This window comes from Leisingera sp. M658, assembly GCF_025144145.1.
Taxonomy (GTDB): Bacteria; Pseudomonadota; Alphaproteobacteria; order Rhodobacterales; family Rhodobacteraceae; genus Leisingera.
In genome coordinates this window covers 1,073,806-1,088,509 of sequence record NZ_CP083546.1, presented here as the reverse complement: position 1 = coordinate 1,088,509, position 14,704 = coordinate 1,073,806, and the positions used below count along the sequence as shown (strand labels likewise).

The window sequence follows — 14,704 nt, the reverse complement described above, 5'->3', positions numbered from 1 at the left end:
CCACAGATACTAAACAAATCCATTTCAACTCAACGGACTATAGCTGGAACGCAGGGTCTGCGCAGCCTGCCGAACCACTTCTGCCACCTGCATCAACTGCCGCGCAAGCGGGTTGCTGCGGCGCCAGATCATGCCAATGGTGCGGGCCGGCTGAGGGTCCCGGAAGCGCGCGACCGAGACAACAGCCGAGCGGGTCTCGACCGGGACGGCCATTTCGGGAATCAGCGTGACGCCGATTCCGGCGCTGACCATCTGCACCAGGGTCGACAGCGAGCTGCCATCCAGCAGCTCGCGCGGGGCTGCCGACTGCATATTGCAGAACGACAGCGCCTGATCGCGGAAACAATGCCCTTCCTCCAGCAGCAGCAGACGCATTTCGCGCAAACCATCGGGGCCAGGAACCGGCTTGCCGGTGTCCTCGCCGGGGCGCACCAGCACAAAATCCTCTTCGAACAGCGCCACCTCCTCAAAGGCCGGTTCCGAAACCGGCAGCGCCACAATCGCCGTGTCCAGCCGGCCCTCTCCCAGTTCTTCCAGCAGCCTTGGGGTCACGGTTTCGCGCACTCGGATGTCAGCCTCCGGGTATTGCCGGGTCAGGTTCCCGACAATCGACGGCAGCAAATAGGGCGCAATGGTGGGAATCACCCCGATCCGCAACCGCCCGGCCAGCCCCTCCCGGGACGCCCGCGCCAGCTCGCCCAGCTCATCAACTGATCGCAAAATACCGCGCACCCGGCCTGCCAGGTCTTCACCCAGGCTGGTGAGCCGCACCTGGCGGGCGCCGCGTTCGACCAGCTGCACCCCCAGCGCTTCCTCCAGCTCCTTGATCTGAACCGACAAAGCGGGCTGTGAAACTGCGCAGGCACCTGCCGCACGGCCGAAATGGCGGTGCTGGGCCAGCGCCTCAAAATAGCGCATCTGGCGGAGAGTCACGTTCATCATAGGATTTCATTATCACTGCGATGAATAAATGCAACTTAATCCAATGGGATTTCCCTGCTAGCCTCCTCTGCAGAACAACAGGGACTCCCGGCAACAGCAGTTTTTTGCCCCCAGTGCATTTTCAGGCGGTGCCTGCGCTGCTGGACTGATCCGGGAACATTTCTGCCACGACGCAGTTCAACTATTTGAAGCCACGATCGGAGAAGAATATGGACGGAAACACCCCCGCAGGAAAATGCCCGGTGATGCACGGCGCGGCGCTGAACACCGATGCCGGCGGCACCTCGAACCAGGATTGGTGGCCGAACCAGCTGAACCTGAAGATCCTGCATCAGCATTCGCCCAAGTCGAACCCGATGGGGGCTGATTTCAGCTATGCCGAGGCCTTCAACAAGCTGGACCTGGAAGCGGTGAAGAAGGATCTGTTTGCGCTGATGACCGACAGCCAGGACTGGTGGCCAGCGGACTATGGCCATTACGGCGGGCTGTTTATCCGGATGGCCTGGCACAGCGCAGGCACCTACCGCACCGCGGACGGGCGCGGCGGCGGCGGCACCGCCAACCAGCGGTTTGCGCCGGTGAACTCCTGGCCGGATAACGGCAACCTGGACAAGGCGCGCCGCCTGCTGTGGCCGGTCAAGCAGAAGTACGGCAACAGCATTTCGTGGGGCGATCTGATAATCCTGGCAGGCAACTGTGCCATAGAATCAATGGGCGGCCCAGTATTCGGCTTTGGCGGCGGCCGCGAGGATATTTGGGCGCCGGAGGAAGACATCTATTGGGGCACCGAGACCGAGTGGCTGGGCGACAAGCGCTATTCCGGCGACCGTGACCTGGAGAACCCGCTGGCCGCTGTGCAGATGGGCCTGATCTATGTGAACCCCGAAGGGCCGAACGGCAACCCGGATCCGGTGGCCTCGGGGCTGGATGTGCGGGACACCTTTGCCCGCATGGGGATGAACGATGAGGAAACCGTGGCGCTGGTTGCGGGCGGCCATACCTTTGGCAAGGCGCATGGCGCCGGCGATCCTGAGCTGGTCGGAGCTGAACCTGAAGCCGGATCGATGGAGCAAATGGGCCTTGGCTGGATCAATGCTCATGGCTCCGGCAAGGGCGGCGACACTACGACCTCGGGTATCGAGGGCGCCTGGAAGCCGAACCCGACAACCTGGGACATGGGCTATTTCGACGTGCTGTTCGGATATGAGTGGAAGCTGGAGAAAAGCCCCGCAGGTGCGCAGCAATGGCACGCGCAGAACGTGGCACCGGAGCATATGGTGGTAGACGCGCATGACCCCAGCAAGCGGCATGCGCCGATGATGACCACCGCCGACATGTCGCTGCGGATGGACCCTGTGTACGAGAAAATCTCGCGCGATTTCCATGCCAACCCGGAGAAATTCGCCGATGCCTTTGCCCGCGCCTGGTTCAAGCTGTGCCACCGCGACATGGGTCCGAAGTCGCGCTATCTGGGCGCGGATGTGCCTGCCGAGGATCTGATCTGGCAGGATCCGCTCCCGGCAGTGGATCATGCGCTGGTGGACGAACAGGACACCTCGCAGCTGAAGGCCACGATCCTGGCAACCGGGCTTTCGGTTTCTGAGCTGGTCACCACCGCCTGGGCTTCGGCCTCGACCTTCCGCGGCTCCGACATGCGCGGCGGCGCGAATGGCGGCCGTATCCGTCTGGCACCGCAAAAGGACTGGGAGGTGAACCAGCCGGACCAGTTGGCCAAGGTGCTGAACACCCTGGAAGGCATCCAATCCGCGTTCAACGCAAGCGCTGCTGGCGGCAAGAAGATCTCGATGGCGGATCTGATCGTGCTGGCGGGCTGCGCCGGTGTTGAGGAAGCCGCCAAGGCGGCAGGCCACCCGGTTTCGGTGCCGTTCACACCGGGCCGGACGGACGCGTCCCAGGAGCAGACCGACGCCGAAGGCTTTGCCGTTCTGGAACCGGAGGCCGATGGTTTCCGCAACTACCAGAAGGCCGCCTATAGCGTTCCGGCTGAGAAGATGCTGGTGGACCGGGCGCAGCTTTTGACCCTTGGCGCGCCGGAAATGACCGCGCTGGTTGGCGGTCTGCGGGTGCTGGGCGCGAACCATGGCGGTTCCAAGCATGGCGTGTTCACCGACCGGGTGGGCGTGCTGAGCACCGACTTCTTCACCAATATTACCGATGCGGGTGTGGAGTGGAAACCGGCAGACGATGGCACCTATGAGGGCCGTGACCGGGCCAGCGAAGCGGTGAAGTGGACCGGCACCCGGGCGGATCTGGTGTTCGGCTCCAACTCGCAGCTGCGGGCCTTGGCCGAGGTCTATGCGCAGGCAGATGGCGAAGCGGCGTTTGTACGGAACTTTGTGGCGGCCTGGGTCAAGGTGATGAACGCAGACCGGTTTGATCTGGCGGCGTAAGCAGCACCTTACTTGAAAAGAAGGCGCTTCGGGAAACCGGGGCGCCTTTTTTATTGCGGCCTTTGAGATACAAGGCGAAGGTCAGGCGCTGCCCGGCCTTCAGCCGGGCGATAGGATTATTCGATTGCTGCACTTCCCTGGCCGAATTCGATCACCCGTGTTTCTGCCGTGTAATCCGACTCGATGATCAGGATTGCCAGCAGCCCGATCATCGCCAGGGGCGGCAGCAGAACCGCATAAATCAGCGCCAGCCGCTCCCAGGCCATATGCATGAAGACCGCGATGATCAGCCCCGCCTTCAGCGTCATGAAGATCAGGATCAGGCTCCAGCGCAATAGCCCCTGCAACTGGGCGTAATCGACCCAGTAGGAGGCGGCGCTAAGCACGAACAGCAGTATCCAGACTGAAAAATAGAGCTTTAACGGATGCTGCTGCCCCTCGTCATGCGCCATCGCTGAGGCCTCGGCGGTTTGCGGTGAATCTGTCATATCGGCCCCCTACCACAGATAGAAGAATGCAAAGATAAAGACCCAGACCAGGTCGACGAAGTGCCAGTAAAGCCCCATGATCTCCACCGCCTCATAGTCGCCGTTGCCCGCCGACATCCAGCTGCGCTGGTTGCGGTCGAAATCACCGCGCCAGACCCGGCGGGCGACGATCACCAGAAAGATCACTCCAATGGTGACATGGGTGCCGTGAAAGCCGGTGATCATAAAGAAACTGGCGCCGAATTGCTCGGCCCCCCAAGGGTTGCCCCAGGGGCGCACGCCCTCAGAAATCAGCTTGGACCATTCAAACGCCTGCATGCCGACAAAGGCGGCGCCCAGCGCGGCAGTGGCCAGCATCAGCACGGCCGTGGCCTTGCGCGCCTTGCGGTAGGCGCAGTTCACCGCCATCGCCATGGTGCCGGAGGAAGAGATCAGCACAAAGGTCATGATGGCAATCAGGATCAGCGGCAGGTTGGCGCCGCCGATATGCAGGGCAAAAACCTCGCTGGCGTTAGGCCATTCAACGGTGGTGGAGTTGCGGGCATTCAGGTAGGCAACAAGGAAGCAGGCAAAGACGAAGGTATCGCTCAGCAGCAGGATCCACATCATCGCCTTGCCCCAGGAGACCTTCTTGAAGGCGCGCTGGTCCGACCCCCAATCGGCGGCAAAGCCGCTATGGCCCTGCTGCTGCAGCGTCTGGTCCTGGCCTTGCAATGGGTGTTCCATCGGTCTCCCTCCTCAACTCACAGCCGCGCGGCAAAGCGCCAGAAACGCATTGCCCCAGCCCTGCAGCAGCGCAAACAGCATCAGCCAGAAGGCCAGCAGCGCGTGCCAATAGAGCGCGCAAAGCCGCACACCCGGCAGCAGCGTCTTGACGTCCCCTGATCCGGTTCCGGTCCCGGCATGGCGCAGGCAAACCACCGCCAGCGCGATAATACCGCCCAGCATGTGCAGCCCGTGCAGGCCGGTGATCAGATAGAAGAAACTCGCCGCCGGAGTGCCATCCAGCCGGTAGCCGCCATCGGTCAAGGTGATCCACACCTGCATCTGGCCGGCCAGAAAGGCGAGTGTGGCGATGCTTGCTGCAATCAGGCTGCCGCGCAGCCAGCGCTGCGTGCCTGCCCGTGCGGACATCACCACAAATTGCAGACACAGGCTGGCCAGCAGCAGCAAAACCGTGTTCAGCCAGACCCGGCCCGGCAGCGGCACCAGCTCCCACGGGGTTTCTTCGATCTGCATGACAAAGGCGCTGCCCAGCATGGCAAACAGCCCGCCGATCACCGTTACAAAGACCGCTATGAAGATGAAACCCGGCGCCCGGCCCGGACCGTGACCCGCCAAGGGCGCAATCCCGGTTTCCAGCCAGGGCTTGGCGGCCAGATGCTGCTGCGACAGCCACAGCCCCGCAGCCAGCGCCACCAGCGCCAGAAAGGCGAGGATGACAGTCACAGCCGCCGCCCCTGCCCGTCCGGCACCCAAGGGTCAGTCTGCGCGACGTAATCCTCAGCCGCGCCGGGCAGGCTGTAATCGTAGGCCCAGCGGTAGACATTGGGCAGCTCGTCCCAATTGCCGTGCCGGGGTGGGATTTCAGGTGTTTGCCACTCCAGCGAGGCCGCACGCCAAGGGTTGCCGCCTGATCGGCGCCCGTGGCGCAGGCTCCAGAGGATATTGAACAGGAACAGCAGCTGCGCCGCGCCGACTATCAGCGCCGCCGATGAAATGAAGGCATTCAGCCCTTCCACCGGTGCGGTGAGGAACTCCGGCTCGCCAAGCTCAAAATAGCGGCGCGGCACGCCGACAAGTCCGACATAATGCATCGGGAAGAAGATCGCATAAGCGCCAATGAAGGTGACCCAGAAATGGATCTGCCCCATAGCGTTGTTCAGCAGCCGGCCGGTCATCAGCGGATACCAGTGATAGATCGCGCCAAAGATCACCATGATCGGCGCCACCCCCATCACCATGTGGAAATGGGCGACTACAAACATCGTGTCCGACAGCGGCACATCAACCACCACATTGCCCAGGAACAGCCCCGTCAGCCCGCCGTTCACGAAGGTGACGATAAAGCCCAGCGCAAACAGCATCGGGATGGTCAGGTGGATGTCGCCTTTCCACAGGGTCAGCACCCAGTTGTAGACTTTGATGGCCGTGGGAATGGCGATGATCAGCGTGGTGGTGGCAAAGAAAAAGCCGAACCATGGGTGCATGCCCGAGACATACATATGGTGTGCCCAGACAATAAAGCTGAGCGCGCCGATGATAACGATCGCCCAGACCATCATCCGGTACCCGAACACCGTCTTGCGCGCATGCACGGCAATCAGATCGGAGACGATACCGAAGGCGGGCAGTGCCACGATGTATACTTCGGGGTGGCCGAAAAACCAGAACAGATGCTGAAACGCAATCGGGCTGCCGCCGCCATAGCTGAGCTTTTCACCCAGTTCCACCAGCGTCGGCATGAAGAAAGAGGTGCCCAGCAGCCGGTCGAACAGCATCATCACGCAGGCCACAAACAGCGCTGGAAACGCCAGCAACGCCATCACCGTGGCGGTGAAGATCCCCCAGACCGTCAGCGGCAGCCGCATCATTGTCATGCCGCGGGTGCGGGCCTGCAGCACGGTGACGGCATAGTTCAGCCCGCCCATGGTGAAACCGATGATGAACAGGATCAGCGAGAGCAGCATCAGGATGATCCCGCCCTGCGCGCCGCCTGGGGTGCCGGACAGCACCGCCTGCGGCGGGTACAGCGTCCAGCCTGCGCCGGTGGGGCCGCCAGGAACAAAGAAGCTGGCCACCAGCACCAGAACTGCCAGCAGGTAGATCCAGAAGCTGAGCATATTGACGAAGGGAAACACCATATCGCGCGCACCGACCATCAGCGGGATCAGGTAATTGCCGAAGCCCCCCAGGAAGATCGCTGTCAGCAGATAGACCACCATGATCATCCCATGCATGGTGACAAACTGGTAATAGGCCTCGGCCGTGATGAAGTCGAAAGTGCCGGGAAAGCCCAGCTGCAGCCGCATCAGCCACGACAGCACCAGCGCCACCATGCCAATTGCAATGGCGGTGCCGGAGTATTGGATGGCGATGTATTTGGCATCCTGCGAGAAGACGTATTTGCCGATCCAGCTGTGCGCATGCGGCGGCATCACATCGGCCACTTCGCGCGGCGGCAGATTGCTGTCCGGTTCAGGCAAGTAGTCGGTCATTGCAGAACTCCATCCAATTCAGATGTATCGCCCGGCCTTCCTCACATGGGGGCGCATTGCGCCCGCCCCCTCAGCGCCGTGCGAGCCTGGTTCCGGCTCCGGTTTCAGAGCCCCCATTGGCATATTCTTCAAAAGTCAGCTGCTCCTGCAGCCACTCCTGGTATTCCTCCGCCTCCACAACGCTCACATAGCCGCGCATGAAGGGATGGGCGGTGCCGCAGTACTCGGCGCATAACACTTCAAAGGTGCCGGTGCGGGTGGGGATGAGCCAGATATAGGTGACCATGCCAGGCACCATGTCCATCTTGGCGCGGAATTCAGGCACGTAGAAATTGTGCAGCACATCGATCGAGCGCAGCAGCAGCTTCACCGGCTTATCCACCGGCAGATACACCTCACCGCCCTCGACTATAAGGTCATCCTTGCCAAAGCGGTCATGCGGATTGACACCCAAGGGGTTTTCCCCGTTCACCCATTCCGCATCGGCGGTGCCCAGCACCCCGTCAGCGCCGGGCAGCCGGTAGGCCCAGCTCCACTGCTGGCCGAAGACCTCAAGTTCAGTGGCGTCTTCAGGCACGGTGACGAACTGCTTCCACACAAACAGCCCCGGCACCAGCATCGCCGCCACTCCCACAGCGGTCACCCCGGTCAGCCACAGCTCCAGCCGTTTGTTTTCCGGGTCGAATTCCGCCTTGTGCCCGGGCCGGTGGCGGAATTTCCAGACGCAATAAGCCGTAAACAAGACCACCGCGGCAAACACCGCGCCGGTGATCCAGAAAGTTATAACCAGCGTATCGTCGATATAGTCCCAATTCGACGCGATCGGCGTCCACCACCACGGACTTAACAGATGGAACGCAACAGACCCCGCCACGATCAGCACAAGCACGACCGCAATCAGCATCCCGCCCCCTTTCCCCGCTGCCCGGACATTTCCGACCGTCCGGCACACAGGTTCATTTGGCATGAGATGCCACTATATGACGGTTTCACAAATTAATCCAGAATCCGGAAGTTTTACGCCTTTTGCGGCAGGTAATTTCCAATTCCCCGCATTTCCCGGCAAGGACAAACGGGCGCCCCACACTCTGCAAGACCGCAGATCCAAGACCTATTCCGGCAAGTATTTTTCCGACCAGGCCTCACCCGCAGCACCGCTGGCAATCATCGCCTCAGCCTGTTCCGGCGGGTAACCCAACCGCTCCAGGATGGTTCTGGTGTGCGCACCGTATTTCGGCGCGGGCCCCGGGATGGTGATCCGGCCGGTTTGCGGACGCATCGCATTCGGCGCCACCAAATCGCACCAGCGGCCCATCGGGTGCCGGTCGTGGCGGATCACCCGGAACGTAGCTTGTTTCAGGTCGATATTGCCGGCGCTTTCCAGCTGCAGCGCCGCATCGCGGGTTTCGTGCAGCGACGACAGCGGCACCGCCGTGGAAGAAGTTCCGGCAAAAGCCGCACGCCAATGGGCAAGCGGCTGCGTGCTGAACCGCAGGGACAGGGCGCTGTGCAACTGATCCTCCGGCAGCGCGGCCAGGTCTGCCAGCTCTGCCACCCGCGCCAGCGCAGCGCCGCGCTCGCTGGGCGCCGCAAAGAAGAACCAGCCGTCCGCGGCCTGATAGCAATGGTAGAACGGCCCCCAGCCCAGGGCCTCGCGGCCTGAGGGTTCGTCAAACGGTGCCCTGCCCGTGTGATCATACATGAACTGCGCCTGGATCAGATTGCCCGCCGCTGCCAGCGAGGCCCGCGCCACCCCGCCTTTGCCGGTCTCCTTAAGCCGCAGCAAAGCGCCGCCCAGAGCCACACAGGCGCAAAAACCGGTCAGCACGTCGATGGTGCCGAAATGGGCGTGTTCCTCGGGCGTGTCCATGCCGCCGCCAAAGCGCAGCATCACGCCGGTTGCCGCCTGCGCCAGGTCGTCATAGCCCAGGTGATCCGACTTCGGCCCGCGCATAGGCCCGCCAAAGGCATCCAGCTGCACCAGGATCAGGCGCGGGTTGATCGCGGCCAACCGCGCCGGAGACAGTCCCAGCTTGTCCCGCTGCTGGTCCGAGCCGTTCATGGTGATCACATCAGCGCCAGCAATCAGCTTGGCCAATGCGTCCTGCCCCGCGTCCGTGCGCAGGTTCAGCAGGATGCTCTCCTTGCCGCGCTGTGCGTGGATGCCAAAGACAACGGTGTTCCAGGGATCCACCGACGGTTCCACCGGCTGCACCAGCGTCACCTCGGCGCCAAACCGCGCCAGGGTTGAACCGATGGTCGGCCCGGCGATCACATTGGTAAGGTCGACGACCTTCAATCCGTCGAGCCATCCTTTGCCTTCATGACCGCCGCCAGTGCTGCGCTCCGGCTCTGCCAGCAGCGCAGACAGATCTGCGTTGACGGCGCTGACCTTCTGGGCTGCGCCTGCGTCATCACTCAGCCAGGCCACATTGCCCATCTGCCGCATCGCGCCGTGCTTGGTATCCGCTACCTGCAGCACCAGGCCCGAGGCCAGCGCATGCGGGTCGTCCAGCCATTCCTTGGTGAAACGCTGCGCGGTGGCGGGGGCCTTGGCGGCGCCGAACAAATCCTCCCACTCATACGATGGTTTGGTCAGGAAGGCGGCCTTCATCGCCGAGGACACCCGCGCCCGGTCGGACGGCCCTACCGGATAATTGCGCATTGACCATTCCGCGGGCCAGTCCTTGGTGTCCAGATAGGCGGAGAAATCCGGCAACCCGTCCGCCAGATCCTTCAGCCCAAGGGTCTCCAGCACCCGCCGCGGGTGGGTGGCGACCGAGCCGGCCACCACATAGAAACCGCGCCCATCAGCGCAGGTGTAGGTGCGGTAGAACGGGTCGAGGAACTCCGACAGCTCCTCGAACTTCAGGTTAATCGGCAGGCCTTCGGCTTCGCGCCGGTCCAGCTCCACCTCGCGCGGGGATTTATAGCGCTCGGGGTAGTCCTCGATCTGCTCGCAGTTATAGACCAGCCCCTCCAGCAGGGCGGCGGCCAGCGGCACCTCGATATGGTCGCCGCCGTTCTGTGCCCGCGCGTTCAGCGCAAACAGCACAGACATGGCGCCAAAGCTGGCCCCATAAGCCGAAGCCAGCGCCAGCGGCGAAAAAGACGGGTTGATGCCCATCAGGCGGCGGTTCAGCCCCATGTCGGTGAATTGGCCGGTATAGGCGGCAATCACCGCCTCCCAGGCGGGCAGGTCCGCGAGATCAGCGTCAGTGGAGGCAAAGCCCGGCATCGACAGATAGACCAGCTGATCGTTGGCCGCGCGCATGGCCTCCGGCCCCAGGCCCAGCCGGCCCATCACCCCGGGGCGGAAGTTTTCGATCACCGCATCGGCACGTTTGGCCAGCTCAATTGCGGCGGCGCGGCCTTCATCGGATTTCAGGTCCAGTACCAGCACCTGCTTGCCCCGCGACAGCATGTCGAAGGCCGGGCCGTCAAAGCCGGTGCCGCCGGGCGGGGAAATGCGGATCACCTCGGCGCCCATATCGGCCAGCATCATGCCAGTCAGGGGACCGGCCAGGTAATGGCCGAAGTCGAGAACGCGGATATGGGAAAGGGGGCGTTGCGGCATGAAGAGGTCTCGCCTGTTGTCGGTTCAAAGTTCAATCCGCAACAGATTATCTTCAGGCCCCGCAATATCCACTGGCCAAAAAAGCATGCTCTCCCTAACAATTTCCTATGGAACGCTCGATACGCCCCACCGCCGGTTCGCTGAACGCCCTCTTGGTGCTGGAAGTGGCGGTGCGCCATGCCAGCCTGTCCCGCGCCGCCGCCGAGCTGGGCCTCAGCCAGCCTGCGGTCTCGCGCCATATCTCCACTTTGGAGGAGCGCCTGCGGCAGCCGCTGTTCGAGCGCAACAACAACCGGATCACCCCGACAGCCAATGCCGCCCGGCTGGCCGATGCGGTGGCGCTGGGGCTGGGTCATGTGGATCAGGCCTGGAGCGAGGTTCTGGCTGCTCCGGACACGGATGAGGTGACGCTGGCCTGTACCTTTGGCTTTGCGGACCAGTGGCTGATGCCTCGTTTCTCTGCCTTGCGTGCTTATCTGGGCGGCGGCCGGGTGCGGGTAGTGACCACGGACCAGCTGGGCGACATTGACCTTAGCCGCCTGGATGCAGCAGTTGTCTGGGATCCGTCGCGGATGCCGGACCGGCCGTATTTTCCGCTGATCCCAGCGGAAACCTTTCCGATTTGCAGCCCCGGTTTTCTGGAAGCCCACCCAGAAGCAGAGAACAGCATTGCACAACTCGCGCCGAATCTGTTTTTGCATTTTGACACCGGAACCTCTGGCTTTCTGACCTGGGATGGCTGGTTTTCCCATGCAGGGCTGCAGGCGCCGCACTTCGGCACCGCCGCGGAATTCGACGCCTATCCGTTCCTGCTGCAGTCGGTACGGCGCGGTGAAGGCATTGGGCTGGGCTGGGCGGGGATTGCCGATCAGGCCCTAGCAGCCGGCGAGGTGCTGCGGCTGGGGCCTGCGGTGTCGGACAGGCCGCACAGCTACTTTCTGCAGTACCGCGAAAGCGGCGGCAGCGCGCTGGAGCGGATGCTGAAGTGGTTCAAACGGGAAGCCGCTGCCAGCCGGGATCCAGCTAGCCCCAACTGAAAAGGGCCGGAGGGATCTCTCCCGCCGGCCCTGTTGCCGCCTGAATAGGCGGCTGATCTGTTTACCGGGCCGCTCTGGTATAAGCAGCCCGGAGGTGTTGCTTATTCAGCAGGTGCGCTTTCCCCAGCCTTTTCGCGCAGACCGTCACGGTACAGCGCCTTGGCCAGCGACACGCACATCAGGCCCATGACCATGGTGAAGGGCAGCGCGCCGATGATCATCGCGCTTTTCAGCGCCTCCATCGGATCGGCTCCGCCGTTCTGCTTGCCTGCGAACAGCAGGGTGCCGATCACAGCGGTCAGGATCAGGCCCCAAACGATCTTGTGCTTGTTGCCGATGTTCTGATCACCGCCGGACATGATGGTGTTCATCACCAGGATGCCGGAGTCCGCCGAGGTAACCAGGAAGGTCATGATCAGCACAACACACATGATGGTGATGCCCGACAGCAGGCCGCCGTCGATCATGCTTTGCAAGGTCACAAACAGCTTGGCCGTGTTCGACGCGCCGATGATGGCGCCTTCTGCCGCACCGCTGAGTTCCAGGTCGATCGCAGTGCCGCCCAGGATAGCCATCCAGGCAAAGCAGACCATCGCCGGTGCAAACACGCAGCCGATGATGAATTCACGCACCGAACGGCCGCGGGAAATGCGTGCCAGGAACAGGCCGACGAAGGGCGAGAACGCAATCCACCAGGCCCAGTAGAACGTGGTCCAGGCTGACTGCCAGCCGAATTGGCGCTGCGGTTCACCCGCGGCATAGGCCGCCGACAGAACGTCGTCGGACAGGGCAGCCGCTTCGCCTTCCAGACCCGATTTGAAGCCGTCGAAGGAGCCCCAGGCATTGGTCGCTCCGCCGCGCAGCGCATCCGCATACGGGGCAGCCTCTGCAGGCAGTGCCGCCGCAAAATCAGCCGCAGGCTGCGGGGTGTAGGGACCGAAGCTCAGCGAAGCGAAATGCAGGATGTAGTCCACAAAGGCCGTCGCATAGGTCGTCATTGCAAACATGAAGGAGCCGAAGACCACGAAGGTCAGCAGCAGGATGAACGACAAAACCAGGTTCAGGTTGGACAGGTACTTCACGCCGCGGCCCACGCCGGACACAGCCGAGATGATCGACAGGCCCATGATGGCAAACAGGCCGGACAGCAGGCCAACAGTGCCGGGTGCCGGCGCGTCGCCGCTCATGTCCATCATCCATTCCATGCCGGTGATGGCATAGACGCCGTCAACAAACTGGCTGACACCGAAACCGATGGTCACAGACACACCCAGGATGGTTGCAACCACGCCCAGCACGTCAACCACATGGCCCGCAATGCCGTTCATCAGCTTGCCGAACAGCGGTGTCAGTGCAGTGCGGATGGTCAGCGGCATATCACGGGTATAGGCGTAATAGGCCAGCGACAGACCCGTCACCACATAGATCGCCCAGGCATGGAAGCCGTAATGCAGAAACGTGTAGCGGAAGCCGGACTGAATGGCTTCTTCGGTGTTCGGAACCACGTTCTGCGCCAGCACTTCCGGGTTGGAACCCCAAAGGCCAAGCGGCTCAGCGGTGGCAAAAACCATCAGGCCGACGCCCAGACCGGCACCGAACATCATCGAGAACCAGGAAAAGTCCGAGAACTCCTTTTGCTCGCCCGGCGTCCCCATGATCCGCTTACCGGTTTGCGGCAATGCGGCGACCACAAACAGGAAAAAGGCGAAGAAGCCGACAATGACGATGTAGAAGGCGTTGAAGTCTTCCAGAATGCGCCCGTTCAGGCTGCCCAGAACGCCGGTGGCGTTGGCCGGCCAGACCAGCGCCCAGAGAACCAAAGCGACCATGATCCCCTTGCTGAGCAAGGCGATCTCAAGACTGTGCCCCTTATAGAAGCCACCGTCGGAGGTGTTAATCTCCAGATCGGTGAAAGGTTGTTTAATTGACATGCGTTTCCTCCCGTTTCGCACGTGCCGCACCGAAGTGCGGATTTTCCGGCGGTTCGCGTAACCGCCGGAGTCTGGCGTCAGCCCATCAGGGCTTTGATCCTGTTCAGCGTTGCTACGCTGACCGCGACGCCATCTGTCCGGGCCTTGATCCGCTTGCCGCGGCGCCCGTCGCCCGGCAGATGTGCGCCAGTCTGCGCACGTACTGCTTCTACGATTCCGACCATTCCGGATCGAAAACTGTCATTTGAGGTGGCAACCGGGTCGATTGCGATGAACATTTGGCCGGTTTTGGGCGGCCCGCCTGCAGTGCCGGAAAACGGCGAGGCGTTGATACCAAGGGTCGCACCGGTCAGGGCTGCGGCCATGATCTCGGTCAGCAGCGCAACACCAACGCCTTTGTAACCGCCCGACGGCGCCATTGACCCCTTAAGGCCCGCATCCGGGTCGGTGGTCGGATTGCCGTCGGCGTCCAGCGCCCAGCCCAGCGGGATTTCTTTGCCTTCGCGGGCGTGTTTCATCACTTCGCTTTTGGCGATGGTGCTGGCGCTTTGGTCGATCAGCAGTTCCGGCTCACCGTCTTCACCCGGCACCGCGACTGAGAACGGATTGGTGCCGACAACAGGTTTCTTACCGCCCGAAGGCGCGATGGAGGCGGGCGCATTGGTAAAGCCCAGCCCCACCAGTCCGGCGCGGGCCAGACGGGCAGTGTGATAGCCCAGCACGCCGCAGTTATAGCTGTTGCGGATCGCCAGAACCGCGACCCCCTGCTCGCGGGCAGCCGGGATCAGCGCCTCGAACCCCATGTCAATCGCGGAATGGGCAAAGCCGGTGGCAGCATCCACCGCCACCACGCCGGGACGCGGACGCGCCAGAGCCGGAACCGCCTGCCCGTCCACCTTGCCGCATTGCACATGCTCGGCATAGATCGGGATATAGGCCAAGCCATGGCTGGCGACGCCATCCGCTTCGGTTGCTGCGGTGGCAACAGCCAGCGGGCGGGCGTTGGCCTCGGATGTGCCCGCCGCCACCAGGGCGCGGAAGGACAGATCCTCGATCTCGGCAAGGGTCAGGGTATTGGTTTCGGTCATAGCGACGCCTCT

11 protein-coding genes are annotated in these 14,704 nt (G+C 62.6%); 2 read left to right on the top strand and 9 right to left on the bottom strand.

Going from position 1 to position 14,704, the window contains the following annotated elements:
* Positions 1-24 precede the first annotated feature (24 nt).
* On the bottom strand, positions 25-942 hold the full coding sequence (locus K3724_RS05465) for a LysR substrate-binding domain-containing protein (protein WP_259990788.1): 918 nt from the start codon (positions 940-942) through the stop codon (positions 25-27).
* Positions 943-1,151: 209 nt separating this feature from the next.
* Here K3724_RS05465 and katG point away from each other — a divergent pair, with 209 nt between their 5' ends.
* Positions 1,152-3,353, top strand: a complete 2,202-nt coding sequence (gene katG, locus K3724_RS05460) for a catalase/peroxidase HPI (protein WP_259990787.1) — start codon at positions 1,152-1,154, stop codon at positions 3,351-3,353.
* A gap of 116 nt (positions 3,354-3,469) precedes the next feature.
* Here the strand turns inward: katG and K3724_RS05455 are convergent, their stop codons facing one another.
* The 6 genes from K3724_RS05455 to K3724_RS05430 form a co-directional block, all read right to left on the bottom strand.
* On the bottom strand, positions 3,470-3,841 hold the full coding sequence (locus K3724_RS05455) for a cytochrome C oxidase subunit IV family protein (protein ID WP_259990785.1): 372 nt from the start codon (positions 3,839-3,841) through the stop codon (positions 3,470-3,472).
* Between the two features lie 9 nt (positions 3,842-3,850).
* On the bottom strand, positions 3,851-4,567 hold the full coding sequence (locus K3724_RS05450; RefSeq protein WP_259990783.1) for a heme-copper oxidase subunit III family protein: 717 nt from the start codon (positions 4,565-4,567) through the stop codon (positions 3,851-3,853).
* Between the two features lie 12 nt (positions 4,568-4,579).
* Positions 4,580-5,290 (bottom strand): cytochrome c oxidase subunit 3, encoded by a 711-nt coding sequence (locus K3724_RS05445; protein ID WP_259990781.1) that lies wholly within the window; start codon positions 5,288-5,290, stop codon positions 4,580-4,582.
* Positions 5,287-7,059: a cbb3-type cytochrome c oxidase subunit I gene (locus tag K3724_RS05440; RefSeq protein ID WP_259990779.1), complete on the bottom strand. Its 1,773-nt coding sequence runs from the start codon at positions 7,057-7,059 to the stop codon at positions 5,287-5,289. Before K3724_RS05440 ends, K3724_RS05445 begins: the two co-directional genes overlap by 4 nt.
* 70 nt (positions 7,060-7,129) lie before the next feature.
* Positions 7,130-7,963 (bottom strand): cytochrome c oxidase subunit II, encoded by an 834-nt coding sequence (locus K3724_RS05435; RefSeq protein WP_259990777.1) that lies wholly within the window; start codon positions 7,961-7,963, stop codon positions 7,130-7,132.
* A 207-nt stretch (positions 7,964-8,170) separates the two neighbouring features.
* Positions 8,171-10,636, bottom strand: coding sequence for a CoA transferase (locus tag K3724_RS05430; RefSeq protein ID WP_259990775.1), 2,466 nt, complete (start codon positions 10,634-10,636; stop codon positions 8,171-8,173).
* A gap of 107 nt (positions 10,637-10,743) precedes the next feature.
* Between K3724_RS05430 and K3724_RS23835 the strand changes: the two genes are divergently transcribed.
* The gene (locus K3724_RS23835; protein WP_311200208.1) at positions 10,744-11,673 is read left to right on the top strand and encodes a LysR family transcriptional regulator; all 930 of its coding nucleotides are present in this window, start codon (positions 10,744-10,746) and stop codon (positions 11,671-11,673) included.
* A gap of 101 nt (positions 11,674-11,774) precedes the next feature.
* On the opposite strand, the gene K3724_RS05415 is transcribed toward K3724_RS23835, so the two are convergent.
* Both K3724_RS05415 and K3724_RS05410 read right to left on the bottom strand, forming a co-directional pair.
* Complete coding sequence (locus K3724_RS05415) at positions 11,775-13,604, bottom strand: BCCT family transporter (RefSeq protein WP_259990774.1); 1,830 nt, start codon at positions 13,602-13,604, stop codon at positions 11,775-11,777.
* 77 nt (positions 13,605-13,681) lie between these two features.
* Positions 13,682-14,692 (bottom strand): Ldh family oxidoreductase, encoded by a 1,011-nt coding sequence (locus tag K3724_RS05410; protein WP_259990772.1) that lies wholly within the window; start codon positions 14,690-14,692, stop codon positions 13,682-13,684.
* Positions 14,693-14,704: the final 12 nt, after the last annotated feature.